Source organism: Paludisphaera soli, from assembly GCF_011064595.1.
Taxonomy (GTDB): domain Bacteria; phylum Planctomycetota; class Planctomycetia; order Isosphaerales; family Isosphaeraceae; genus Paludisphaera; species Paludisphaera soli.
In genome coordinates this window covers 89,969-113,198 of the sequence record NZ_JAALJI010000014.1, presented here as the reverse complement: position 1 = coordinate 113,198, position 23,230 = coordinate 89,969, and the positions used below count along the sequence as shown (strand labels likewise).

The window sequence follows — 23,230 nt, the reverse complement described above, 5'->3', positions numbered from 1 at the left end:
CATGGTCCTCACCGCGAAGTTGATGTGGCCCTGCCAGCCCGAGGAAACATCATGGCGCGCGTTGGAAGTGCGAGTTCAATGGGTTTGGCCGTGATTCTCTCCACCTTGGCGGGCGCGCCCGGACGGTGTGAGGAACCTTCGACCTTCGAGAAAGACGTCCGGCCCATCCTGAGGACCTACTGCCTGGACTGTCACGGAGGCGAGGCGACGAAGGGGGAGCTCGACCTTCGGCTCAGGCGGTTCGCCGAGAAGGGCGGGACGAGCGGCCCGGCCATGGTCGCCGGAGATCCCGACGCGAGCTACCTCCTCGTCCGGATGCAGGAGGGCGAGATGCCCCCCGGGGAGAAGAAAGTCCCCGCCGAGCAGATCGCCGTCATCGAGCGTTGGATCGCCGCCGGGGCGCCCACGATCCGCGAGGAGCCGGACCAGCTCCCGCCGGGGCTCCCGATCACGCCCGAGGATCGCGCGGTCTGGGCCTACCAGCCGATCCGCAAACCGACCCCTCCGCGACCCGCAGAAGCGACCCCCGCGCGAACCTCGATCGACGCCTTCATCCTTGCCAAGCTTCGCGAGAAGGGACTCGATCTCTCCCCCGAAGCCGACCGCAGGACCTTGATCCGGCGGGCGACCTTCGATCTCACGGGGCTGCCGCCCACGACCGAGGAAGTGCAGGCGTTCCTCGACGATCCGAACGACGACGCCTACGATCGGCTCATCGATCGACTCCTCGCCAGCCCCCATTACGGGGAACGATGGGGGCGTCACTGGCTGGACGTCGTCGGCTATTCCGACTCCGACGGCGACGGCAGCGCCGACACGCCTCGGCCCTACGCGTACAAATATCGCGATTACGTGATCCGTTCGCTCAACGCCGACAAGCCCCTCGATCGGTTCATCGTAGAGCAGCTCGCCGGCGACGAACTCGTCGACCGCCGCGACGGCCTGTCGGCCGACGAGATCGAGATCCTCGCCGCCACCGGCTTTCTGCGAATGGTCGCGGACGGGACCTCGAACGGCGGCGGTGATCTCGAATTGGCCTCGAATCAGGTCGTCGCCGATGCGCTCAAGGTCGTCGCCTCGACTATCCTGGGCCTGACCGTCGGCTGCGCCCAGTGTCATGATCACCGCTACGATCCCATCTCCCAGGAGGATTACTACCGCCTCCGCGCCGTCTTCGAACCGGCCCTGGACCCGGCCCACTGGCGTCGTCCCGGTCAACGTCTGGTCTCGCTCTATACGGCGGCCGACCGCGAGAGGGCCGCGACCGTCGAGGCGGAAGCCGCCGTCCTCCAGAAGGCCGTGCAGGAGAAGACGGACAAATTCCTCGCCGAGGCGCTCGAGGTCGAGCTGAAGAAGTTCGCCGAGCCGCTTCAGGCCCGCCTCCGGGAAACGCTCTCGACCCCCGAGGAAAAGCGTAGCGACGAGCAGAAGGCCCTGATCGCAAGCAACCCCAGCCTGAACATCACCGCCGGGGTCCTTTATCAATACAACGCCAAGGCGGCCGAGGAGCTGAAAAAGGACAACGAGGTCGTGGCGGCGAAGCGAGCCGAGAAGCCGGTCGAGGACTTCGTCGGCGTTCTCGACGAAACGTCGGGCGTTCGGCCGGAGACGAAGGTCTTCCACCGCGGCGACCACCGTCAGCCGACCCGATCGGTGACCCCGGGCGATCTCACCATCGCGGCCCCGGAAGGGGCCCGATTCGAGATCGTCGACGCCGTTCCCGACGCCGCCAGCACCGGCCGCCGCCTGGCCTTCGCACGCCATGTGACGAGCGGCCGACACCCGTTGACGGGCCGCACGCTCGCCAACCGGATCTGGATGCACCACTTCGGCCGCGGGATCGTGGAGACGCCCGGCGATTTCGGCGCCCTAGGCGGCAAGCCGACGCATCCCGAGCTTCTCGATTGGCTGGCGTCCGAGCTGGCCGACTCGGGGTGGAGCCTGAAGAAGGTCCATCGGCTGATCATGACTTCGAGCGTCTATCGCCAGTCCTCCCTCCGCGACTCGCTCCGGGACCGGCTGGACGGCGACGCCGCACTCCTCAGTCGCTTCCCGGTCCGCAGGCTCGACGCGGAGTCGATCCGAGACGCGGTGTTGCAGACTTCCGGACGCCTCGATCGGCAACTCTTCGGCCCATCCATTTCGGTCGTCGAGGACTCCGTCGGCCTCGTGAACGCGATGGGAGACTCGCCGCGCCGCAGCGTCTATCTCCAATCGCGACGCTCCCGACCGATCTCGTTCCTGACGACCTTCGACGCGCCCGTCATGAGCGTGAACTGCGAACGAAGGATCGAGGCGACGTCGGCTCCCCAGGCGCTCATGCTGATGAACGGGGAGTTCGTCCTGAAGCACGCCGAGTCGCTCGCGGGGAGGCTCGTGGACGAGACGCCGGGCGAGGAGCCGTCCGCCCGGGATCGTCGCATCGCCGCCGCCTGGCGGGCGATCTATCGACGCCCACCCTCGGACGAGGAGGTGGCGGCGTCCCGCGACTTCCTCGCCGCCCAGCGGGTCGAACTCGCACGCGACCCGAACCGGAAGGACCCCGAACGGGCGTCGCTCGCGAACCTTTGCCAGCAGCTCCTCAACTCGAATGAGTTCTTGTATGTCGACTGACCAACGCTTCTCAACCCGCCGGTCGTTCCTGGCGAATTCGGCGTTCGGGGTGGGCGCCGTGGCCCTGGCGCAGCTGCTCCGCGAGGAAGGCCTGCTCGCCGATCCGGGCAAGCTCGTCCCCGAGAACCATCCTCTGAGCCTGGCACCGCGCCCGCCACACTTCGCCCCCCGGGCGAACGCCATGATCTCCCTCTTCATGCACGGCGGCCCCTCCCACGTCGACCTCTTCGATCCCAAGGAGGAGCTGACCCGGAAGCACGGGACCGATTACGAGGGCGAGGTCGGCTTCAGCTTCGTCAACCGGGCCAGCAAGAAGCTATTCGGGAGCCCCTGGAAATTCGCCAAGCACGGCGAGTCCGGGACCGAGGTGTCCTCCCTCCTGCCGCACATCGCCGATTGCGTCGACGACCTGTGCGTGATCCGCTCGATGCACACCGGGCACAACGGCCATGAGGTCTCGATACGGTTCTTCCACGGCGGGATCCCGGCGCAGACCGGCCGGCCGACCCTGGGGAGCTGGCTCGTCTACGGGCTCGGCAGCGAGTCTCGCGAACTACCCGCCTACATGGTCCTCTCCGACCCGGGGGGCCATCCCGTGGACGGGCCAGTAAACTGGTCGAGCGGTTTCATGCCGCCCCTCTATCAAGGGACGGTGCTCCGACCCGAGGAGCCGCGGATCCTGAACCTCGACCCGCCACCGAAACTGAAGGGATCCCTCCAGGAGCAGAATCTGGCATTCCTCGACCGGCTGAACCGAGGCCATCTGGCGCGGCATCCGGGCGAGGCGGACCTGGAATCCCGGATCCAGAGCTTCGAACTCGCCGCCCGGATGCAGGTGGCCGCCAAGGAGGCCCTCGACGTCTCGCGGGAGCCGCGGTCCATCCAGAAACTCTACGGCCTGGACGACGACGCGACTCGCGACTACGGGACCCGGTGCCTGATCGCACGCCGGCTCGTCGAGCGAGGCGTGCGCTTCGTCCAGATCTTCCTCGGCGGGCAGCCCTGGGACAACCACGGCGGGATCCAGTCGGGCCTGCCCGCGATCTGCCGAAGGACCGACAAACCCTCCGCGGCCCTGGTCAAGGACCTCAAGCAGCGGGGCCTGCTGGACACCACCCTCGTCCACTGGGGGGGGGAGATCGGCCGACTCCCGGTCGTCGAGGGGGCCCTCGACGCCAACGCCGGGCGCGACCACAATGGGCAGGGCTTCACGATCTGGATGGCGGGGGGCGGCGTCAAGCCCGGGATGACGTTCGGCGCGACCGACGAGGTCGGCCACCGCGCGGTCGAGAACGTCGTCACGCCGAACGACTTCCAGGCGACCGTCCTCCACCTGTTCGGCCTCGATCACGATCGCCTCGCCTATCAGTCGAGCGGACGGGCCCAACGCCTCATCGACGGCCGCGAGGCCCGCGTGGTCCGAGAAATCCTCGACTCCGCCTGACCGTTATCAAGGATCTTTCGCACATGCTTCGATGGACTTATCGGATCGCTCTGCTGGGCACGCTGTCGGCCGTGATGCTCGCGTCGAACGTCGCCCGGGCGGTCGCCGCGCAGCCCCTGAAGGCGGGCGTCTTCGCGGTCGACGCCACGCCCCCGGTGGGGAGCCCCTTGACCTATGATCCGACGAAGGGCGTCGCCCACCCGCTGAGTTGCAAGGGCGTCGTGGTCGTCGGCGAGGGCGGGCCCGTCGTCCTCTGCGCCCTGGACTGGATCGGCGTGGCCAATGACGGGCAGCGGGAGTTCCGCGAGGCGCTCGCGAAGGCCGCGGGGACCTCGGTCGAGCGCGTCCAGGTCCACACCCTCCACCAGCACGACGCCCCGATCTGTGATTTCACTTCGGATGCGATCCTCGCGGGACAGGGGATCAACGGCGAGTACTTCGATTCAGCCCTGGCCCGCGACGTCATCGCCCGGACCGCCGAGGCGGTCAAGAAGGCCGTGGCCGAGGCGCGGCCGATCTCTCACATCGGCCTGGGCGAGGGCGTCGTCGAAAAGGTCGCGTCGAACCGTCGCGTCCTTGACGCCTCCGGCAAGAAGGTCGAGCACGTCCGCTATTCCGCCTCCAAGGATCCCAAAGTCCGGGATAAGCCCGAGGGCCTCATCGATCCGGCGCTGAAGATGATCAGCCTCTGGGACGGCGAGGATCCGGTCGCGGTCCTCACCTTCTATGCGACCCATCCTCAGAGCTACTACCGCACGGGCCTCGCCAATCCCGACTTCCCCGGCATCGCCCGAGACCAACGCCAGGAGGCCACCGGGGTCTTCCACGTCCACTTCGACGGCGCCGGCGGCAACATCACCGCGGGCAAGTACAACGATGGTTCGACGGAGAATCGGCAGATCCTGGCCGACCGTGTTGCAGAGGGCATGAACAAGGCCTGGACCGCCACCGTCAGGACCCCGATCACGTCTGGCGATCTGGCGTGGAGTACGCTCAAAACCGCACTGCCCGTCGATCCCGAGCTGGATGAAGCCAAGCTGGCGGAGATCGTCTCCGACAAGGCCCTGCCGGGCAGGCAGCGTTGGAAGGCCGCGTGTGAGTTGGCCTGGGTACGCCGCTGCAAGGCCGGTGAGACCATCGATATCTCGTGCCTCAAGCTCGGCAAGGGACGCGTGCTCTTGATGCCGGGCGAATTGTTCGTCGAGTATCAACTCGCGGCTCAGAAGCGCCGTCCCGACCTCTTCGTCGCCATGGCCGCCTACGGTGACTATGGGCCCGGCTACATCGGCGTCGAGGAGGCGTATCCGCAGGGCGGATACGAGACCTCGCATCACGTCTCGCTTGTCGCCCCGCAGGTCGAACAGGTGCTGATGGAGGCGATCCAGACGCTGCTGAGCGACTGAATCGGGGGCGGTCCGCCGCGCCTCCGAGGCGTGGGCGTGCCGGCCCCGGTTCAACGCGACGTAGCCGATTGAGTCGCGGCCCCGAGGGGGGAATCCTCGTAGTGCGCCAGAAGGTCGGCGACATCGTCGTAGACGGCGACGGCTCCTTTCAGATCCTCGTCGTTCCAACCGCCCGCGCGGACCGCGATGACGTCGACGCCGGCCTTGGCGGCCGCCTGGACGTCGTACGGCGTGTCCCCGAGCATCACGACCTTGGACGCCGGTTTGCCGGTCTGCTCCACGGCGGCGAGGACGATGTCGGGGTCCGGCTTCGAGTTCTCGGCGTCGTCGGACGATGTCTGGGCCTCGATCAGGTCGTCCACCCCGGCGATCTTGAGGAGATTCTCAAGCTCCTTCTCCTGGGCTGAACTGGCGACGACGACTTTGAGGCCAGCCTCTTTGAGCCGGAGGACCAGTTCCCGGACCTTCGGGAACGCCTTCAGCTTCGGTGCGTATTCCTGGAGGAAGAGACGGGAGCGAGCTTCCTGGACGGCCTTGGCCTGGGGGTCGGCCTCATTCAGATCGGCCAGCTCGCTCAGGACCTTGTCGCCGCCCTTGCCGATCCGTTCGCGAACTTTCTCGAAGGGGACCTCGAAACCGTGGTCGCGGAAGGCGACGACCCAGGCTTCGGCATGCGCGTCGTTGCTGTCGACGAGCGTTCCGTCCACATCGAGAAGGACGGCTTCATAGGGCGGCATGTCATCGGCTCCGCGTGGGTGTCAATCTTGGTGATTCTCTAAGCCCCACCCGGTGCAACTCGTGTGCCTTCGCCGCACGGCTACCCCAGCAGTCGGAGAAGCTCTCCCGGCGCGGCGATGGTCGCCACGGCCCCGTGGACCCTCAACTCCTCGACGCCGCGAAATCCCCAACAGGCTCCCACGGCGAACATGCCGGCTCGATTCGCCGTCGTCATGTCGACCGAGGAGTCCCCGAGATACAAGATCTCGGCGGGATCCAGGCCGAGGGCTTCGGCGATCTCGTGCGCTCCGGCCGGGTCGGGCTTGCGAGGCGTCCCCTCCCGCTGTCCCAGCACGACCGCGAACGGCCAGTCGGCGAGATGGTGCGACACGCATCGCCGCGTGAAGTGATCGGGCTTATTCGATAGGACGGCGGTCGGGATCGAGCGGGCGGCGAGCGCGTCCAGGAGACCCGCGATCCCCGGATAGAGCCGAGTCGCGACGTTCCAGCCGTCTCCGTAGAAGCGACCGAACGCCGCGACGCAGGTTGACACGGCGACCTGGTCGAGCGCCGCGTCTGGAGGGAGCGCCCGCTGAAAGAGCATGGCCACGCCGTCGCCGATGAACCGCCGATACGAGTCGATCGGATGGAGCGGGAATCCCCCCTCCTGGAGCGCCTGATTGGCCGAACGCCCGATATCTTCCAGCGTGTCCAGGAGGGTCCCGTCGAGGTCGAAGAGGACCGCGCGAAAGCTCATGATCGAACTCGTCCCGCATGAGAGGTCCGATGCCCGTCCCAGGCTCAGGCGAACTGGGGGATCTTGAGGGATTCGCCGTCCTGCAGCGCCGACTGATGGGCGACCACGCCCGCCACGGTCATGTTGAGTGCCGACGCGACATCGACCAGCGGGCGGCGATTCTCCAGGATGGCCGACACGAACTCATCGGTCAAATAGCCGTGCGAGCCGCCGTGGCCGCCCGAGGCGACCTCGGGGGGCAGCGCGGGCCTCGCCAGGTCCGGGAGCGACTTCTCCTCGCCCTGGTAGCTCAGGCCGGTCATGAAGCCGCGCTGGCCGTAGATGCGGCCGGTCTCGCTCCCTGGTACGAAGGTGTCCCAACTCACGCCCATCCTCGCCACCCCGCCCTCGCTCGTGCGGAGGAGCGCGATCTCGGTGCCGAACGGGTTGCCGTACTTGTTGGCTCCGGGCTGGAACTTCTTCATAACGCTCGGCATCGCCTTGCACGTCACCTCGGTGAAGCTCCCGCCCGTGACGGCGACGTAGTAGGCCGTCGCGTGGGTCGGATACCACTGCGGGGGCAGGCCGACCCGCCACTCGCGATAGGAAGGGATCTGTTCGACGCTGTGGTGATAATATTCGCCTTCCGTGTAGACGAGCTTCCCGAACGCTCCGGCTCGATACGCCTGGCGCATGGCGTGCAGGTCCTCGTGGAAGGCGGAGGTCTCGAACATCATGTACGTGAGGCCGCTCGCTTTCACGGCCTCGTACAGGGCATGCGCCTCGTCCAGGGAGCCGAAGACGGCGGGGACCGCGGAGGCCACGTGCTTGCCGTGCTTCAGGGCCTCGATCGCATGTCGGGCATGGCTTGGAGCGTCGGTCGCGATGAAGACCGCCTCGATCGAGTCGTCCTTGACGAGTTCCTCAAGCGACGGGTAGGTCTTGTCGCACCGACACGCCTTGGCGAGTCCGGCGCAACGGTCGGGAAAGAGGTCGCTGACGGCCGTGATCGTGACGTTGGGGTGATCCTGGAAGCCGAACGCGGCCCCGAATTGGCAGACGCCGTAGCCGATGATCCCGACTCGAATCTTGCGGTCGGAGATGGGCTTCCAGACCTTCGCCGACTTCGCCGAGGTCTTCACGCCTTCCGCGCCGAGGATCTCCGCCCCCGGCGGCTGCTGGGCCCGAGCGGATCCGCCGACGTTGCTCACGGCGGCAAGGGTCAACGATCCGGCACCGAAAGTCTCCAGGAAGTTTCGTCTCGACGACATCGGCGTGCTCCTTGGGGAGGGAGGGCTGAGGAGGACGGGCCGATGGTAAGTCAAGGACGGGTCGATTACCAGGCCTTCCAGACGCCTCAGTCACGACGTCTTTCAAATGTCGTAGGACAGGGCGAGGAGCATTAGAATGGCCTATCCCGCGGACGATCGACTCGTGGGCATCCTCCTGGGCACGGCGCTCGGCGACGCGCTTGGATTGCCGTGCGAGGGGATGTCCGCCCGATCCATCGCGAGGCGGTTCGGGACGGTGGATCGGTTTCGGCTCCTCGGTTCCCTAGGATTCGTTTCCGACGACACCGAGCAGTCCGCTCTCGTCGCCCAAAGTCTCGCCCGCCATCCTGACGACTTCGATGCGTGCGTCCGGGACTTCCGAAGAGCCCTGCTCGGTTGGTTCTGCCGCCTCCCCTGGGGGGTCGGCAAGGCGACGGTCCTCTCCTGTCTTCGAATCGGTCTCGGGCTGCGACCCACGGGGGTACGGTCGGCCGGAAACGGTGCGGCGATGCGGGCGGCGATCGTGGGAGGCTTCCTGCGAGATCGTCCGGATCGACGCCGGGAACTCGCTCGTGCACTGGCCGAAGTCACGCACCGGGATCCTCGGGCCGTCGACGGGGCGGTGTTCGTCGCCGAGACGGCGGCCCTCGCCGCCCTTGGACCTGGAGATGTTTCACGACTCGCCATCCTTCGCGAAGCCTGCCACGTCGTCGAGGATGGCACCCTTTTGGCAGCCCTCGAACGGGCGATCGAGCTTGCGACGACAGCTCGCACGACGGAGGACGCGGCGCGGGCGTGCGGCACATCCGGCTACGTCGTTCACACCCTGGCCTTCGCAGCCTTCTGCTTCGCGCGTTTCGGCGACGAGCCGATGGCGACCCTGACCGAAGCCATCCACGCCGGGGGCGACACGGATTCCATCGCCGCCATCCTCGGCGCATGGCTCGGGGCGCTGCACGGCCCCGAGAAACTCCCGGCGTCTTTGCTCGGTCGCATTCACGACGGACCTTTCGGTCCGTCCCATCTGAGGGCTTTGGGCGAGTGTCTGGCGGCTCGTGCCCAGGGGGTCGTCGAACCCACGCCTTCCTACTCGACCGTCCACGCCCTGTCCCGCAACCTGGCGCTTTATCCGGTCGTACTCGCCCACGGCTTGCGTAGGCTGCTTCCGTTCTGACGCTTGCTCAGTCACGGGCAGAGAGTCGCTTGACGAAGTACAGGGCATGATCACCGGCGATATGGGGCTGGACCTCCTCGAAGCCGAACGATCGATACAAGGCCACGGCGCGGGACATCTCGGGTGTCGAGTCGAGGACCAGGCGGTGATAGCCGAGCCGAACGGCATGTTCGATCGCGGCCTCGATGAGGCGTGCTCCCAACCCCATCGACCGGAACCCAGGGGCGACGTAGAGACGCTTCATCTCGCAGTCGCTGTCGCCGACCTTTCGGAACGCCACGCAGCCCGCAGGTGTCTCCGCGATCATCGCCAGGTAGAGGACTCCCCCAGGTGCGGCGTACCGACCGGGAAGTCCCTCCATCTCCGCTTCGAAGCCCTGCCGTGCGAGGCACTCGCGGATGGCGGGGGCGAACTCCGCCGCGTAATCGATCAGGAGTCGACGGACTCTGTCCAGGTCCTCCCGGCCGACCGCCTCCCGGAGGATGATCGCCCTGCTTCGTTCATCCTTCATCGATCTGCGCTCCACCCATCGCCAGGCCGGGGAGCCCGTCGATGCTCCGCGAGTTCTTCCGTCGTCGATAGACCTCCAGCCCCTCCGCACCCTGCTTGCGGGCGAAATCGACGAGTTGCGTCCTTTCACCCTGGTATTCGTAAAGCGGCACGGCGAATCCGCACGAGTCGGCGATTCGGTCGATATCCAGGACGATCACGGCGCGCGCTCCCGGCGTGTTGGGGAATCGGTTCGCGATATCCGACCATTCGGCGTCGGCGAACTCCACGACTCGTCCCCGGCCCTGGAGCCGGAGGATGAGCGGGCGACCTTCGAACGCGCAGAAGAGGATCGTCATGCGGCCGTTCTCACGCAGGTGCGCGATCGTCTCCACGCCGCTCCCGGTCAGGTCGAGATACGCCACCGTCGTCGGCCCCAGGATCCGGAAAGTGTCGAGACCCTTGGGCGAGATGTTGAGACGGCCGTCGAGGCTCGTCGGCGCCGTCCCGACGAAGAAGAGGTGCTGCCTGGCGATGAACTCGGCCAAACGTTCGTCGATCTCTGGATAGGTTTTGCCCATGCATCCTCCGTCATGTCGTCGATCAACCTGGGGTACGCATCTCGGGGGGGACGTCGCCCGGATTGCGAAACCGATAGCTCCCCCCCAGTTGCATCCGCGTCATGTGAAGAATCTCCTGGGCATGTCCGCTCAGGTGATTGATCGCCTGGAAAGCGATCGCGAGCACGCTCTTCTCCGCCTCGCCGCCGAGTCTCCTCGTGCTTCTCGTCTCGGCGAGGGCCTCGGGGCCCAGGGCCTGAAGCCGAGCCAGGGCGTCGGCCACGGACGCGTCGAAGGTCGCCAGCAAGTCGACGATCGGGATGTGTCTTCGCTCGGTGAACTCCGCGAAGCGATCGCGAGCGTCGGCTTCCCCGCCGATGTCGGACCGGAACCGCTGACGCAGATTTCCCGCGACATGAAGCAGCAAGTTCCCGATGCTGTTCATCTCACCTCGGGGACGCCACCAGATCTGCTCGTCGTCGATCTGCTCGACGCAGTGATGGATCAGTCCGACGCTTTCCTCGATGCGGACCCGAGCCTCATCCAGGAACGCGAGACCGGCGGCGTTTCGATCTTCCAGCATCGACTCGATCTCCTGACTCGTGGGATGGTCAGACCCTGTGGCTTCATCCGGCCTGTCGTCGGAGGCGGATCAGCAGGTCGTCCAGGGCCGCCCTCGCGGTGGGACGCTCGGGGAGTTCGCTCGATCGACTCGCCGTCTCAAGCTCGGATCGCAGGCGTTCGAACTCGCGGCGGTGCCTCTCGATGTCGGCGTCTTCCAGCGTCGCACGTTCGGGGCCGTCGATTTTGCGGGCGATGAGGTCCGCGACGTGCGGCAGACGGGCCGTTTCGTTCAACCTGGCCAGGTTGGCCTCGATATCGCCGGTCTGCATCAGGTGGATGCCGGTCAGGAGCACTCGATAGACGTAAAGGAGCGGCTTGACGCGACGGGGCCGCTCCTTGTCGAAGAGTCGCCATTGGGTCTCGGCGAAGCCCAGGTAATGGTGGGCGTGATGACGGGTGATGCAGAGGCGGGCGATGGACTTCAACTCCTCATGCTCGGGCGTGGTTGCGACGATCAGCGGCGAATGGAGCTGCTCCAGGACGTACCCGTTCTTCTTGAGCATCAGCCCGAAGAACTTGAGGGCGTCGTGGGTCACCAGGTCCAGTTCGAAGCCGTCGGCCTCGCGTCGATCGGTCTGGACCGTCCACGGGCCGGGATCGAGCTTGAAGATCTCGTCTGCGGGCAGCACATGACAACCTCGCAGGTCGTAGTCGGAATCGGGCGAGGCGAAACCGTAGAGATGCGCGCCGCTGATCGTGGCGAACAGGAGCGGAAAGGGATGCGCGGCGGCCGCGGCTTCCAGGCGTTGCTGGGCGTTCATGGCGATTTGCACCTCAGAGTAGATCCTTGACCCGATCCAGACTCGCCTGGATCTCGCGGAGCGCGACGACGGCTCGCTCGGGATCGACGATGCATGCGTCGAGGCTGCCGTAGTGTTCCTCGAGGCATCGCATCAAAAGGTCCTTGATACGCGATTCGTCGGGCGTCGCGGGGAGATCGCTCGCGGCGCAGGCGGCTTCGAGTTGCGTCTCCTTCTCGGCGAACCAGGAGCGGAGCCGTTCCTCGGTCCACTCGCCCCTCCGGATCGCCTTGAGCCTCTCGTTGTCGCGCTGAAGGTCGACGTCCCCCTCGGTGAGGATCTGTTCCACCTCGCCGATGAGACGGACGACGTGGTAGGCGAACTTCACGTCGTAGCCGTGCCTCTCGACGAGCTCGGCGCGGCGGCCCTCGGGCTTCTTGGTGGCGATCTTGTGGAGTTGCGAATAGGCGTATCCCTTGAACTTGGCCCACGCTCCCTCGTGGAGGAAGAGGCGTCGGTTCTCGCGGACGAGGTTCCCGACCCGGGTGCAGTGCAGGACGCAGTTGATCGGCGTGAAGAGCGAGTCAAGGACGTTCGGGTTGTTCTGCATCGCCAGATCGAAAAATCGGACGATGCTGAACAGGGTGACGTCGTACGTCCGACCGCTTCCCCCGAGCGCGTCGGCGTCGCGGATGTGGTGCTCCTGGAAGACCTCGAATCGCTTCCTGTGCGTCCCGAAGCCGAGGATCTCGCCGCGAAGGTGAGGGAAGACGTCGTCCTTGGGGGGCATCGCCCAGCCGTAGACGTCGACGTCGCTCGTGTCGGAGGAGACGCCGTACGCAACGCTCCCCATGATCGTCTCGTACTGGACGTTGCCGGGGAGCCATCTCGGCGGCCGGACCAGGCCCGCATCCGTCAATCTCTGGATCGTGCTCACCGCTTGCGAACCTCCGAAAGCCGCCACGTCCACCGGACACAGGCCTTCGCAAGAGGTTCAGCATGGGTGAATCTCGATCGCGAGGCTTCTCGTCTAGACTCTCGCGAAGCCTCGAGGAAGGGAATACATTGGGGCGAGTGCGAGCGGCGGCAATCCGTCGGTGGACCAGTCGAGAGGGGTCGTGTCATGGATCGTCGTGGATTTCTGAAGACGGGGGCCATGGGCCTGACGCTGCCGGCGGCCTACCGCGCGAAAGCCGAGGAAGTCGCCGATCAGCCGGTCAAACGGGTGGGGATCATCGGCCCGGGCTGGTACGGCAAGGTCGACCTCCTCCGGCTGATCCAGGTCGCCCCGGTCGAGGTGGTCTCGATGGCCGACGTCGACAAGCGGATGCTCGGCGAGGCGGCCGAGATCGTCGCGAGCCGACAGGCGTCCGGAAAGACCCCGCGGACCTACGGCGACTACCGCGAGATGCTCAAGGAGAAGGACCTGGACATCGTCCTGGTCGCCACTCCGGACCACTGGCACGCGCTCTCCATGATCGCGGCGGTCGAGGCCGGCGCCGACGTCTACGTCCAGAAGCCGATCAGCGTCGACGTCGCCGAAGGGACCGCGATGCTCCGCGCCGCGCGCAAGCACAACCGGGTCGTCCAGGTGGGCACCCAGCGCCGGAGCACCCCCCACCTGATCGAGGCTCGGGACGAGATCGTCAAGGCGGGCAAGCTCGGGAAGGTCGGGTTCGCCGAGGTCTACTGCTACTACCACATGCGGAGCAACGGCTCGCCCCCGGAGGGGCCCGCGCCGGAGTATCTGGACTGGGAGATGTTCGTCGGCCCCGCACCAATGCGGGCTTACAACCCCAGCATCCACCCTCGAGGCTGGCGAGGCTACATGGAGTTCAGCAACGGGATCATCGGCGACATGTGCATCCACATGCTCGACACCGTTCGCTGGATGCTGGACCTGGGAGCCCCCAAATCGGTCGCGTCGGCGGGTGGAATCGTGATGGGGAAGGGAGGCTCCAGCAACACGACCGACACCCAGGTCGCCACTTTCGAGTTCGACGGCCTGGACGTCGTCTGGCAGCATCGTACCTGGGGCTCGTCACCCGACCCGAAGTACCCCTGGGGCGGAACGCTTTACGGCGACAAGGGGACGTTGAAGTTCAGCATCAACGGCTACGATTTCATCCCCAACGAGGGGCCGCCCGTGCACCGCGACGTGACGATGGAGCTGGATCAGTATCCGGTCGACAAGACCGAGAAAGACCTGGAACGCCAGGTCGCGCCGGCGGTTCGTTACCACATGCTGGACTTCCTGTCGGCGATCGCCAACCGCAGCAGGCCGGTGGCGGACATCGAGCAGGGCTACCTCTCGACGACCGCGTGCATCCTGGCGAACATGTCGCAGAAGCTCGGCCGTTCCCTCGCCTGGGATGCCGAGAACCACCAGATCGTCGGCGACGACGAGGCCAATGCGCTGCTCAAGCGTCCGTATCGCGGGCCCTGGACCCACCCGGCCGAAACCTCGAGCTGAGCGAAGCGTCCCCGCGTCATGATCAGCCGACAGTCCCGATCCGAATCAAGGAGCCGAACATGCCGCTCTCTCCCAAGCCGGAAAACACCCGACGCGATCTCTTCCGGGCCGCCACGGCGGCCGTCGCCGCCGGCGCGACGCTCGGCTCCGCGACGTCCACGGCTTTCGCCGCCGGCGCCCGGAAGTCGGCCGCCGAAGGCCGGCTGAAGCAGTCCGTCTGTCGGTGGTGCTACGGGAAGATCTCGCTCGACGAGCTCTGCTCGGCCGCCAAGCAGATAGGCCTCGTCGGAATCGACCTGTTGTCACCCCCCGATTTTGAAACGATCAAGAAGCACGGCCTCGTCTGCACGATGGTCGGCTCCCATCCCCTGAGCGACGGCCTCTGCGACCCGAAGTTCCACGAGAAGTCTCTGGAGATGATGAACGCCGCGATCGAGGCGACCTCGAAGGAGGTATGGCGGAACGTCATCTGCTTTTCGGGCAATCGCCGCGGCATCGACGACAAGGTGGGGATGGACAACTGCGTCAAGGCGCTCAGGAAGATCGTTCCGGTCGCCGAGAAGGCCAACGTCGTCCTCAACATGGAGCTGCTCAACAGCAAGGTCGACCACGCCGACTACATGTGCGACAACACCAGGTGGGGCGTCGAGCTGGTCAAGCGGGTGGGGTCGGACAACTTCAAGCTGCTGTACGACATCTACCACATGCAGATCATGGAGGGGGACGTCATCCGCACGATCGAGAAGGATCACGCCGCCTTCGGCCACTATCACACCGGCGGGAACCCTGGCCGTCACGAGATCGACGAGTCGCAAGAGCTGAACTACAAGGCCATCGCACGCGCCATCGCCGACCTGAAGGACGAGGTCTTCTTCGCCCACGAGTTCATCCCGGTCCGCGAGCCGCTGAAGAGCCTGGCCGAGGCCGTTGAACTCTGCATCGTCTGATCCGCCCGCCTGTCAGGATCCCGGCGCACACGTTCACGCCGGGGTCGTCCCCCGCCCCGATCCGGGGCCGTGCTTCCTGAAGACCGCACCAACAAAAAACGGGCGGGGGAGAGTAATCTCCCCCGCCCGTTGTACCTCGCGAGGCATCCAGTCTCTATCGGCTCGGAATAGCAGGCCTTTCCGACAGAACAACTGAAGCCGCCCCAAGCGAGGGCTGAACGAACCGGAACACCCGGAGCCACCGAGAAGTTTTCCGGTGTGGTCGATCGAAACTCGTCTAGGAGCAAGGAGGGAGATGGGAGGATCGGAGCTTGTTCGATTTCCGAAACCCTCGTCTTCCTACATCAACAATAGATCGCATTGATCCAACGGTCAAGTTCATCGAAAACTTAAAATCCGCCAATCTTACGGTCGGCCAGGCCGGGCGATCGATCCGATGCGGCGGATCCGCACCAGGCTCGCAATCCTCAAGCTCCCGCCCTGTCCATGCCGAAATCTGGGATGGAAGCCCACGCCGCGCCCCAGACGTGCGGAGGTGGTTGCGGCATCGATTCGATGCGGACCGCCGGCGCGAACGATCGCTCGACGCCTTGAGCCGACTCGGCCGAGGCCTGGGCTGCGAGAGGCCCCTATCGGCGAGGACGAAACCTTGAACCTGGCACGGAAGCGACATCCAGGCGGGAGCTTCTCCCTCTTCTCCTTGGGGCTGTTGTTGGCGTTCGGCACCCTGGGACGGCCGGCCTTCGCCGTGGATTCGGAGTCGTCCGCCCCATCCGCGGACGGGGCCATGCTCGGTCGAGATGACTCGGCTCCATCCACCCAGATCAAGGTGCACGGCACGATCACTGTCGATTTCGACAAGGTCACGATCGCCGAACTCCTCAAGCTCGTGAGCGCCATCGAGAAGGTGGATGGGGTCATCCATATCGTGTCCTCAGCGGATCGCGACGGCCAACCGGCCATGGTCGTGAGCGGGAGTCAGGACACCCTCACAGTCACGAAGCCCGGCTCGCCCGGCGATCCTAAACTCGTGATCGACTCGGCTAGTAAGGTTGGAGCCCCGACCTTTCGACAGGTCCAGAAGGTCGCTGGCCCGTCCCGGCCACTGGCCTCGGAGTTCCCGCGCCTCGCGGCCCTCGGCCGGCTTCTGGGCGTCGTGAAGCATGCCGAAGACCCAGAAGCGTCGCGGGCGTCGCGGGTGGAGAGGATCGACTCGGCCCCTTCCCGTCGTCCGTCGATTGTTTCGGAGCCCGTCGATCCGTCACGAACGCTGTCGGAACCTCGGCCGCTCAGGGGGGTGGGTGGCCCTGAGGGCTCACTCGGCTTGACGGCGGGGGATCGATTCGAATCCCTCGCGAGCGGCGGCCCCATTATCGACGGATCCATCCGATCACCCTGGCCGGCCCCGACGGCGGCCGGACCCAGTCCCGAGCCATCCCGCGACCCGCAAGCTTTCCGCGCCGATTACACCGCTAAGTCGGAGCAGAACGCTGGGCCGGAGATGCACATCGTGAGCGAGGAGGAGACGTTCGGGGCTCTTGCTCATCGCTTTTATGGCGATTCTCGCTATGCGTGGGCCCTCTGGTGGGCCAATCGCGACCGGATCGCCTGGCCTGACGCATTAACTCCCGGCAAGTCGATCGCGGTCCCTGCGTTGGGTAAGCTCGACCCGAAGATGGTCATGACCGAGTCGCCGACCCCGATCGGTGCATCGCCGGCTCCGAGAAGGTCGACTCCGCGACGCGATCCGGAGATGGTCCGGGCCTCCTACGTCGAGCCGACGCCGCCCGTCCAGGAGGCGTCGGGGACCGGTGGATTCGCGGTCCACGTGGTTCGGCCCGAGGACACGCTTCGGATCATCGCCCGGGAGAAGTGCGGCGATGAGCGGAAGGCCCTGGAGATCATCGCACTCAATCGCGACGTCCTGACGCCCGAAGGCCGCCCCCGTGTGGGGCAACGACTCATCTTGCCCTCCGCCGCGGTAACTCCGGCACCCTGAATCCGGATTAGGTTTGGAGCCCTTTCACAAACGCGAACGGCCCTCCCCGAAATCTGGGGGAGGGCCGTTCGCGTTTCGAAACCCTGGAATTTTCCTCAGCGAGCGTTGAGCGTCCAGTAGGGGCCGGGACCGAAGGCGATGCCGAAGCGGGTGGCGGAAGGCGAGAGCATGTTCCGGCGGTGCCCGGGCGAATTCATCCAGCCGGCCGCAGCCGAGTCGGCGTCCGTGTAGTTGTACGCGCAGTTCTGGATGCCCGAAGGATTGACGTGGTGGCCCAGCCCGCGGCGGCACTGCTCCGCGTTATTCTGATGCGCCCACGAGGACAGATTGGGATCGTATTCGAGCGGATGGAGGCCGGCCGAGGACCGGATGCGGTTCAGGACGTGCATGAATCCGTAAGGATCGCATCCCGACGAGTATTCGTAGGTGGGCTCCGCCTGAGCGACCTCCGCAGCGTCCTGGGGAACGGGAGGCGCCTCCGTGGCCACAGCCTCGGCATGCGGGGCGACTTCGTCGGTTGATTCCGTTCCGGGCGTTGCATCCGGGACCTCCGGCTGGGGCTCCTGGGCGACGGCCGGCTGGACCTGGGCATAGGTGTAATCATAGACCGGGGCGGCCGGCTGAACGTGCACGTGATGGTGCTGATGCGAGGGTTGGCGGAAGCGACCGACGAATCGCGAGATCGGTCCCTCCGAGGCTTCCTGGGCCGAAGCGGGGGCGGCGGCGAAGAGGAGCATCAGGATCCAGGGGGACTGGAGCTTCGTCATGGATATCCTGCCCTTTCTCGGGATGTAATCTCGACAAGGCGCACCGGGGACGCTTCGGCACCCACGCCGCGAGCCGAGAAGGCGGGCGGAGGCGTGGCCTTAAGGGGGAGTCGAAAGCGTCGGAGGTCGGATGAGCCGGAGGAAATCAAGGCGAGCGAGGCGGTATGGCCGGGCCGATTGAATCCGCCATGCGGCGACGGCGGCCCTTTCCGAAGACGAACGCTCCTAGAGCAAGACGTGTGCCGAAGCCGTGACGCAGATTATTATGGGAAATCAGGTTGCGGCTGGATCGATCCTGACGGTGGTAGGGCCGCGAAGGCCCTTCTCGAATGCCGCTAGGAGTAAAAACTTACAATGTAAGTCACAACGGCCGGACTCGCCGAGGCTCGGCCGCCATGGCTCCAGGTGCTCTTCGGGGATACCGGCTCACGGAAATGCAGGACCTCCAATAAACCCGGCGGGGCGTCGAATTACCTGTGTATGGCGGGACGGGTCGAGAAGTGGCCGCCGCCGATCAGGTTCGTGGACGCAGAATCGGACGCGGACGAACATCCAGGTTCCCGGTTTCAGGAGACTCAGCATGGCCTGCTCATTGGTCAAGAAGTCGGTCGTCGGTGCGGCCCTCGGAGCCGGGACGTTGTTCCTGGTGTTCGGCACGCACGCCCCCAGCTACGTGAAGACCGCCTTCCACAAGGTCCGTCGGGACGCCAAGGACATGGTGCCCCTGCCCTTCGACATCGATCGGGCTCGCGAGGAGATCGCCAGCCTGGAGCCGGCGATCCGCGAGAACATCGAGAAGCTCGCCCGCGCCGAGGTGGACGTCGAGCACCTCGACAAGGAAGTCGCGGCCATCCGGACGAACATGGACGTCGAGAAGACCGCCATGCTCACGCTCCGCGAGAGCCTCAAGACGGGCGACTACCGCCTCGCCGGCCACAGCCGGGTCGCCTACACCGAGGACGAGGTCAAGAACGACCTGGCCCGCCGCTACGACTCCTACAACAACGTGAAGAAGATCCTGGAAGCCAAGGAGTCCACGATCAAGGCCAAACAGAGCGAGATCGTCGCCTTCCGCAAGCAGCTCGTCACCATGATGGCCCAGAAGAAGACGCTGACCACGAAGCTCGACGAGATCGAGGCCCGCCTCCGCCAGATCGAGGCCACCCAGACCTCCAACGAGTTCCAGCTCGACGGCGGCGCCCTGTCGCACGCCCGTGAGACGGTCGCCGACCTGGAGAAGAAGCTCGAAGTGATGGCCCGCAAGGCCGAGATGGAAGGTCGCTACGCCGAGTCCGGCGTCCCCGTCGAGGTCAACCCGACCCGCGACGTGGTGCAGGAGATCGACGCCGAGTTCACCCCCGCGTCGGCCCCCGGCACCGAGGCCAAGACCGGCGGGAAGAGCCTCTGAGCCCACCCGCGGACAGCGGACACCCGAGGCCGTCCGGCCGCCCGATGACGCGGCGGCCGGGCGGCTTCTTCCGGTTTCCGCACGGCGAGACGGCCCGGCGGTCCCGCCCGCCATCCCCGCCCCCACACCGGCCGACGTCGCCTCAGGCGGAGGACGGATCTCGGCCCCCACGACGCCCCGTTCGACGTGTTGAGCGGCGTCAGATACCCAGCGTAAGATGGCGGAGAGTGAGAACCCATGGTCACTCCGGGCGGCGAATCAACCATGATGGGCCAATGGCGGATCGTGCTGCGACAGGCCGAAGAGGCCGCGCGGGCCGGGCGGTTCGAGGAAGCCTACGCCCTCGCGGGTCGGCCCGACGTCGCCGATCATCATCAGGCGGTCCAATTTCGATCGCGGTTGGGCCTCGACCTGATCGCCCGGGCGGCGCGGCGCGGAGCGGCCGACGACCTCGCCGGGGCCGTCGAGGACCTCAGGCTGGCCGAACGCCTGGGGGGCCCTCCCGACTCGCTCGCGGCGGCCCGGATGAGCCTGGCGGACCTCATGGCCGACGAGATTCGCGGCGACCTCGAGGTCGGCGAGCCGATCCGGGCCCTCGACCGCGTCGAGGCCCTGGCCCGGGACAGGATCTCCGGGCCTTCGCTCCGACGGTTTCGCGAGATCGCCGACGCCTGGCGACAGTCAGCGAGCGACGCCCGCCGGGGCGAGTTCGGTCACGCCCACGAGCACCTCGACCGGGCAGAACGGCTCGCCGCCGGAGCCGGAGCCATCACCATCCAGAACGCCGTCGCGACGGCCCGGGGTGAACTCGAAGCCCGTCAGAAGGCCTCGGCCCCCCTGGTCGAGGCGCTCTACACGGCGCTCTCCGACGGGGAGTGGCCGAAGATCCTCGCGGCCGCCGAAGCCCTGGTCGCCACCGTTCCCGAACATCCGGCCGCCCGCCAGGCGCGAGCGAAGGCCTGGCAGAAGATCGCGGCGATCGGGCCTTCCAGCGGCTCGCAGTGGGCCCGTCGCAAGCCCGATCCCCCGCGAGTCGTCCCGATCACCAGGTCCGAGGAGCCGGACAACGGCCCCGAGGGCGAGCCCCATCCCCCTCGGAAGGACGTGGAACGCCGCCTCTTCCCGAAGCTTCAGGATCCCATCGCCCCTCGCCGATTCGAACCCGCGCCGGACCGACCGCTGGCGCTCGCCGCGACCGATGGCCTCACCGGCCGGTTCCTGCTCTGGGCGGACGCCGTGGGCGGCTACCTCGTTTGCCTGGACGACCGCGTCGTGCTCGGCCGCGCCGGCCCGGACGGCCCTGCCGACGTCCCCCTGATGGGGGACCTGTCGCGGAGGCACGCGACCCTGGTCCGGGGGAGCGAGAGCTACATGCTGGAGCCCCACCAGGAGTCGTACGTGAACGGTCGTCGCGTGATCGAGCCGACGGTCCTCCGCAACGGCGACGTCGTCCGCCTGGGGTCGACGGTCGAGCTGGAGTTCCGGCAGCCCAGCCCGTTCAGCGCCACGGCCCGACTCGCGATCGTCAGCCGGCATCGCCTCCCCCTCGCGGTCGACGGCGTCCTGCTGATGGCGGAAACCTGCATCGTGGGCCCGGAAAGCCACGCGCACATCTCGGCGGCGACGCTCCGGGACCCGGTGGTGCTCTATCGACAGGGGGACGCCCTCTGGTGCCGGGCGAAGGGTGGATTCGAGGTCGACGGCCGCCCATGCATGTCGCGGGCGCCCCTGACCATGAACTCCAGCGTGCTGGGCGAGGGCTTTTCATTCAGCCTGGAGCCGCTGGCCCCGAACCGAGTCTGATCGACCCGCGACCACTTCGGAGCGGCGCCTGCAAGGATCCCGGAAGTGGGCGAAATCCGCCGTCGGCGATCAACATTCCCTCATCCCCGGCGAACTGACGATGGGCCGGAAGGACAGAACCGTGGCTCGACGCGAACAGTTACCGGACCCTGGAGCGGAGCAACCGATGGGCGCGACGGCCGCGAACCGGGTCGAAGACCACCTCGACGAGACGGTCCACTATCACGAAGAGGAGGCGTCCGGCTTCCTCTCCGGAAAGCCGACGGGAAACGTCCCCATGCTTGATTCCACGTCCATGCGGCAGCCCGGCGGTCGTTACGCCTTCGGCTCCGGCGACCGCCCGCTCGAAGGCTACACGATCAAGCGAGCCGTCGGCCGGGGGGGGTTCGGCGAGGTCTACTACGCGACCTCGGATTCCGGCAGGGAGGTCGCCCTCAAGCTGATCCTCCGCAACCTCGACGTCGAGCGCCGGGGCGTGGTCCAGTGCATGAACCTCAAGCACCCGAACCTCCTGACGATCTTCGACCTGAAGACGACCGAGGGGGGGGACGCGTTCGTCGTCATGGAATACGTCGCCGGCCCGAGCCTGGCGCAGGTCCTCCGCGAGAACCCCGGCGGCCTCCCACCGGACGAGGTCCGGCACTGGCTGCGGGGCCTCGTCGAGGGCGTCGCCTACCTGCACGACCACGGCGTCGTCCACCGCGACCTCAAGCCGGCGAACCTCTTCATGGAAGAGGGCGTGGTCAAGATCGGCGACTACGGCCTCGCCAAGCTGATCACCGCGAGCCACGGCAGCGAGCACTCCGAGAGCATCGGGACGTGCCATTACATGGCGCCGGAGATCGGCTCCGGGAAGTACAACAAGCCGATCGACGTCTACGCCGTCGGGGTGATCCTCTATGAGATGCTCCTCGGCCGGGTCCCCTTCGACGGCGAGACCGTCAACGAGATCCTGATGAAGCACCTGACGGCGCGGCCGGACGTGGCGGCGCTGCCGGAGGAATACCGCAAGATCGTCTCGCGGGCCCTCGCGAAGGACCCCAACCAGCGTCCCTCGCGGATCTACGACCTGCTTCTCCCCGGCGACGCCCCCCGGGCCCCCGAGATCCGCATCATCGGGAACAGGGGGGCCGCGGCCGCCTCGACGGCGACGCCCACGCCCGACCCCGTGGAAGTCCATCGGATCGACGACGAGGAGCCCGTCTTCTACATCGGCCCCGACACCCTGCCTCCGGGGAAGGCGAATGCTCTTCACCAGCGGCTCGCCGCCGACTGGCGACGGATGCGCGACGGAGCCTCGGCGCGTCGGCGGCCCGCGGCGCCTTTCCGGCAAGCGGGCTTCGAGCGACAGGTGCTCGACGAACCGGCGGGCGCCGCCGATCGCGGCTTCCGGCCCGCGTATCAACCCCCCGAGCCCCCCCAGGCCCCGACGGGGAGGGCGTGCGTCGCTGAGGCGACCGCCTCCATGCTCTGGTCGGCCCTCCTGGTGGGCATGCTCATCCTGCCGGCGGCCGCCGCCCTCGGCGTCGATCCGGCGCATGAGACGACCCGGCTGGTCTTTCTCTACGGGACCACCCTCCTCGGCGCCTGGGGCGCCCTCGTGATGAACAAGGTTCTGGAAGCTCGGGGAGTCGACCCGATCGGTCGTCGCCTCGCGTCGGCCCTGCTCGGGGCGGGCGTGGGGGGCGGCGCCTACCTTCTGTCGCGGGGGCTCCTGATGGACCCCCGCACCGCGACGCTCACCCCCGCCTATTTCGCGGCCCTCTACGCGGGGACTTCGGGGTGGTACGGTCAGGCCGTCCGCGATCGGAAGAAACGGTTCCGGCTCCTGCCCTTCGCGTGGACGCTCCTCGTCAGCGTAGCCCTGCTCCCGCTCTGGCCCCATCACGAGGCGGAGGGGCCCGCGATCGCCATGATGATCGCCGGCGCGGTGCAGCTCGTCAGCCCCTGGAGCGAGAAGGCCGCGCGATACGCCGAATACGTGAAGACCCTTGATAAGGCCGGGGGGCGGACGCGGGCCGCGTGACTCCGGGGCGTATCAGTCCTGCTCGTACCCCGTAGC

The 23,230-nt window shown here is 66.8% G+C and carries 19 protein-coding genes; 10 read left to right on the top strand and 9 right to left on the bottom strand.

Annotation, left to right across the window (positions count from 1 at the left end):
• Window positions 1–90 precede the first annotated feature (90 nt).
• Genes G6O68_RS18115 through G6O68_RS18105 form a run of 3 tightly spaced genes read left to right on the top strand, consistent with a single transcriptional unit; the run spans window position 91 to window position 5,460 of the window.
• Complete coding sequence (locus G6O68_RS18115) at window positions 91–2,613, top strand: PSD1 and planctomycete cytochrome C domain-containing protein (RefSeq protein WP_206108127.1); 2,523 nt, start codon at window positions 91–93, stop codon at window positions 2,611–2,613.
• Window positions 2,603–4,057 carry a DUF1501 domain-containing protein gene (locus G6O68_RS18110; protein WP_165250045.1) on the top strand — a complete coding sequence of 485 codons (1,455 nt, stop codon included), beginning with the start codon at window positions 2,603–2,605 and terminating at the stop codon, window positions 4,055–4,057. The genes G6O68_RS18115 and G6O68_RS18110 overlap by 11 nt, the downstream gene beginning before the upstream one ends.
• Before the next feature lie 23 nt (window positions 4,058–4,080).
• Window positions 4,081–5,460, top strand: coding sequence for a hypothetical protein (locus tag G6O68_RS18105; protein WP_165250044.1), 1,380 nt, complete (start codon window positions 4,081–4,083; stop codon window positions 5,458–5,460).
• A 50-nt stretch (window positions 5,461–5,510) separates the two neighbouring features.
• Here G6O68_RS18105 and G6O68_RS18100 read toward each other — a convergent pair whose 3' ends face one another.
• From G6O68_RS18100 to G6O68_RS18090, 3 genes are all read right to left on the bottom strand, one after another.
• Window positions 5,511–6,197, bottom strand: coding sequence for an HAD family hydrolase (locus G6O68_RS18100; protein ID WP_165250043.1), 687 nt, complete (start codon window positions 6,195–6,197; stop codon window positions 5,511–5,513).
• A gap of 80 nt (window positions 6,198–6,277) precedes the next feature.
• Window positions 6,278–6,934 (bottom strand): HAD family hydrolase, encoded by a 657-nt coding sequence (locus tag G6O68_RS18095; protein WP_165250042.1) that lies wholly within the window; start codon window positions 6,932–6,934, stop codon window positions 6,278–6,280.
• A 44-nt stretch (window positions 6,935–6,978) separates the two neighbouring features.
• Window positions 6,979–8,184, bottom strand: coding sequence for a Gfo/Idh/MocA family protein (locus G6O68_RS18090; RefSeq protein WP_165250041.1), 1,206 nt, complete (start codon window positions 8,182–8,184; stop codon window positions 6,979–6,981).
• 136 nt (window positions 8,185–8,320) lie between these two features.
• Here G6O68_RS18090 and G6O68_RS18085 point away from each other — a divergent pair, with 136 nt between their 5' ends.
• Complete coding sequence (locus G6O68_RS18085; RefSeq protein ID WP_165250040.1) at window positions 8,321–9,358, top strand: ADP-ribosylglycohydrolase family protein; 1,038 nt, start codon at window positions 8,321–8,323, stop codon at window positions 9,356–9,358.
• A 7-nt stretch (window positions 9,359–9,365) separates the two neighbouring features.
• Here the strand turns inward: G6O68_RS18085 and G6O68_RS18080 are convergent, their stop codons facing one another.
• The 5 genes from G6O68_RS18080 to G6O68_RS18060 are packed head-to-tail and all read right to left on the bottom strand — an operon-like array spanning window position 9,366 to window position 12,708.
• Window positions 9,366–9,884, bottom strand: a complete 519-nt coding sequence (locus tag G6O68_RS18080; protein ID WP_165250039.1) for a GNAT family N-acetyltransferase — start codon at window positions 9,882–9,884, stop codon at window positions 9,366–9,368.
• Window positions 9,859–10,428 carry a pyridoxamine 5'-phosphate oxidase family protein gene (locus G6O68_RS18075; protein WP_165250038.1) on the bottom strand — a complete coding sequence of 190 codons (570 nt, stop codon included), beginning with the start codon at window positions 10,426–10,428 and terminating at the stop codon, window positions 9,859–9,861. Before G6O68_RS18075 ends, G6O68_RS18080 begins: the two co-directional genes overlap by 26 nt.
• A 22-nt stretch (window positions 10,429–10,450) precedes the next feature.
• Complete coding sequence (locus tag G6O68_RS18070; protein WP_165250037.1) at window positions 10,451–10,990, bottom strand: DUF1572 family protein; 540 nt, start codon at window positions 10,988–10,990, stop codon at window positions 10,451–10,453.
• A gap of 43 nt (window positions 10,991–11,033) precedes the next feature.
• Window positions 11,034–11,792 (bottom strand): nucleotidyltransferase domain-containing protein, encoded by a 759-nt coding sequence (locus tag G6O68_RS18065; RefSeq protein WP_165250106.1) that lies wholly within the window; start codon window positions 11,790–11,792, stop codon window positions 11,034–11,036.
• A gap of 13 nt (window positions 11,793–11,805) precedes the next feature.
• Window positions 11,806–12,708: a nucleotidyltransferase domain-containing protein gene (locus G6O68_RS18060; RefSeq protein WP_165250036.1), complete on the bottom strand. Its 903-nt coding sequence runs from the start codon at window positions 12,706–12,708 to the stop codon at window positions 11,806–11,808.
• 186 nt (window positions 12,709–12,894) lie between these two features.
• Between G6O68_RS18060 and G6O68_RS18055 the strand changes: the two genes are divergently transcribed.
• The 3 genes from G6O68_RS18055 (at window position 12,895) to G6O68_RS18045 (ending at window position 17,190) form a co-directional block, all read left to right on the top strand.
• On the top strand, window positions 12,895–14,244 hold the full coding sequence (locus tag G6O68_RS18055; protein ID WP_165250035.1) for a Gfo/Idh/MocA family protein: 1,350 nt from the start codon (window positions 12,895–12,897) through the stop codon (window positions 14,242–14,244).
• A 59-nt stretch (window positions 14,245–14,303) separates the two neighbouring features.
• A complete protein-coding gene (locus G6O68_RS18050) occupies window positions 14,304–15,191 on the top strand; it encodes a hydroxypyruvate isomerase family protein (protein ID WP_165250034.1) in 888 nt (295 codons plus the stop codon).
• 649 nt (window positions 15,192–15,840) lie between these two features.
• Window positions 15,841–17,190, top strand: coding sequence for a LysM peptidoglycan-binding domain-containing protein (locus G6O68_RS18045; protein WP_165250033.1), 1,350 nt, complete (start codon window positions 15,841–15,843; stop codon window positions 17,188–17,190).
• Between the two features lie 95 nt (window positions 17,191–17,285).
• Here G6O68_RS18045 and G6O68_RS18040 read toward each other — a convergent pair whose 3' ends face one another.
• Entirely contained in the window at window positions 17,286–17,957 is a 672-nt protein-coding gene (locus G6O68_RS18040; protein ID WP_165250032.1) for a CAP domain-containing protein, read from the bottom strand.
• A gap of 580 nt (window positions 17,958–18,537) precedes the next feature.
• Here G6O68_RS18040 and G6O68_RS18035 point away from each other — a divergent pair.
• The 3 genes from G6O68_RS18035 to G6O68_RS18025 all read left to right on the top strand — a co-directional run bounded on the left by G6O68_RS18035 (window position 18,538) and on the right by G6O68_RS18025 (window position 23,194).
• Complete coding sequence (locus G6O68_RS18035; protein WP_165250031.1) at window positions 18,538–19,365, top strand: hypothetical protein; 828 nt, start codon at window positions 18,538–18,540, stop codon at window positions 19,363–19,365.
• A gap of 264 nt (window positions 19,366–19,629) precedes the next feature.
• Complete coding sequence (locus G6O68_RS18030) at window positions 19,630–21,168, top strand: FHA domain-containing protein (protein ID WP_165250030.1); 1,539 nt, start codon at window positions 19,630–19,632, stop codon at window positions 21,166–21,168.
• Window positions 21,169–21,334: 166 nt separating this feature from the next.
• Window positions 21,335–23,194, top strand: a complete 1,860-nt coding sequence (locus tag G6O68_RS18025) for a serine/threonine-protein kinase (protein ID WP_165250029.1) — start codon at window positions 21,335–21,337, stop codon at window positions 23,192–23,194.
• Window positions 23,195–23,230 lie beyond the last annotated feature (36 nt).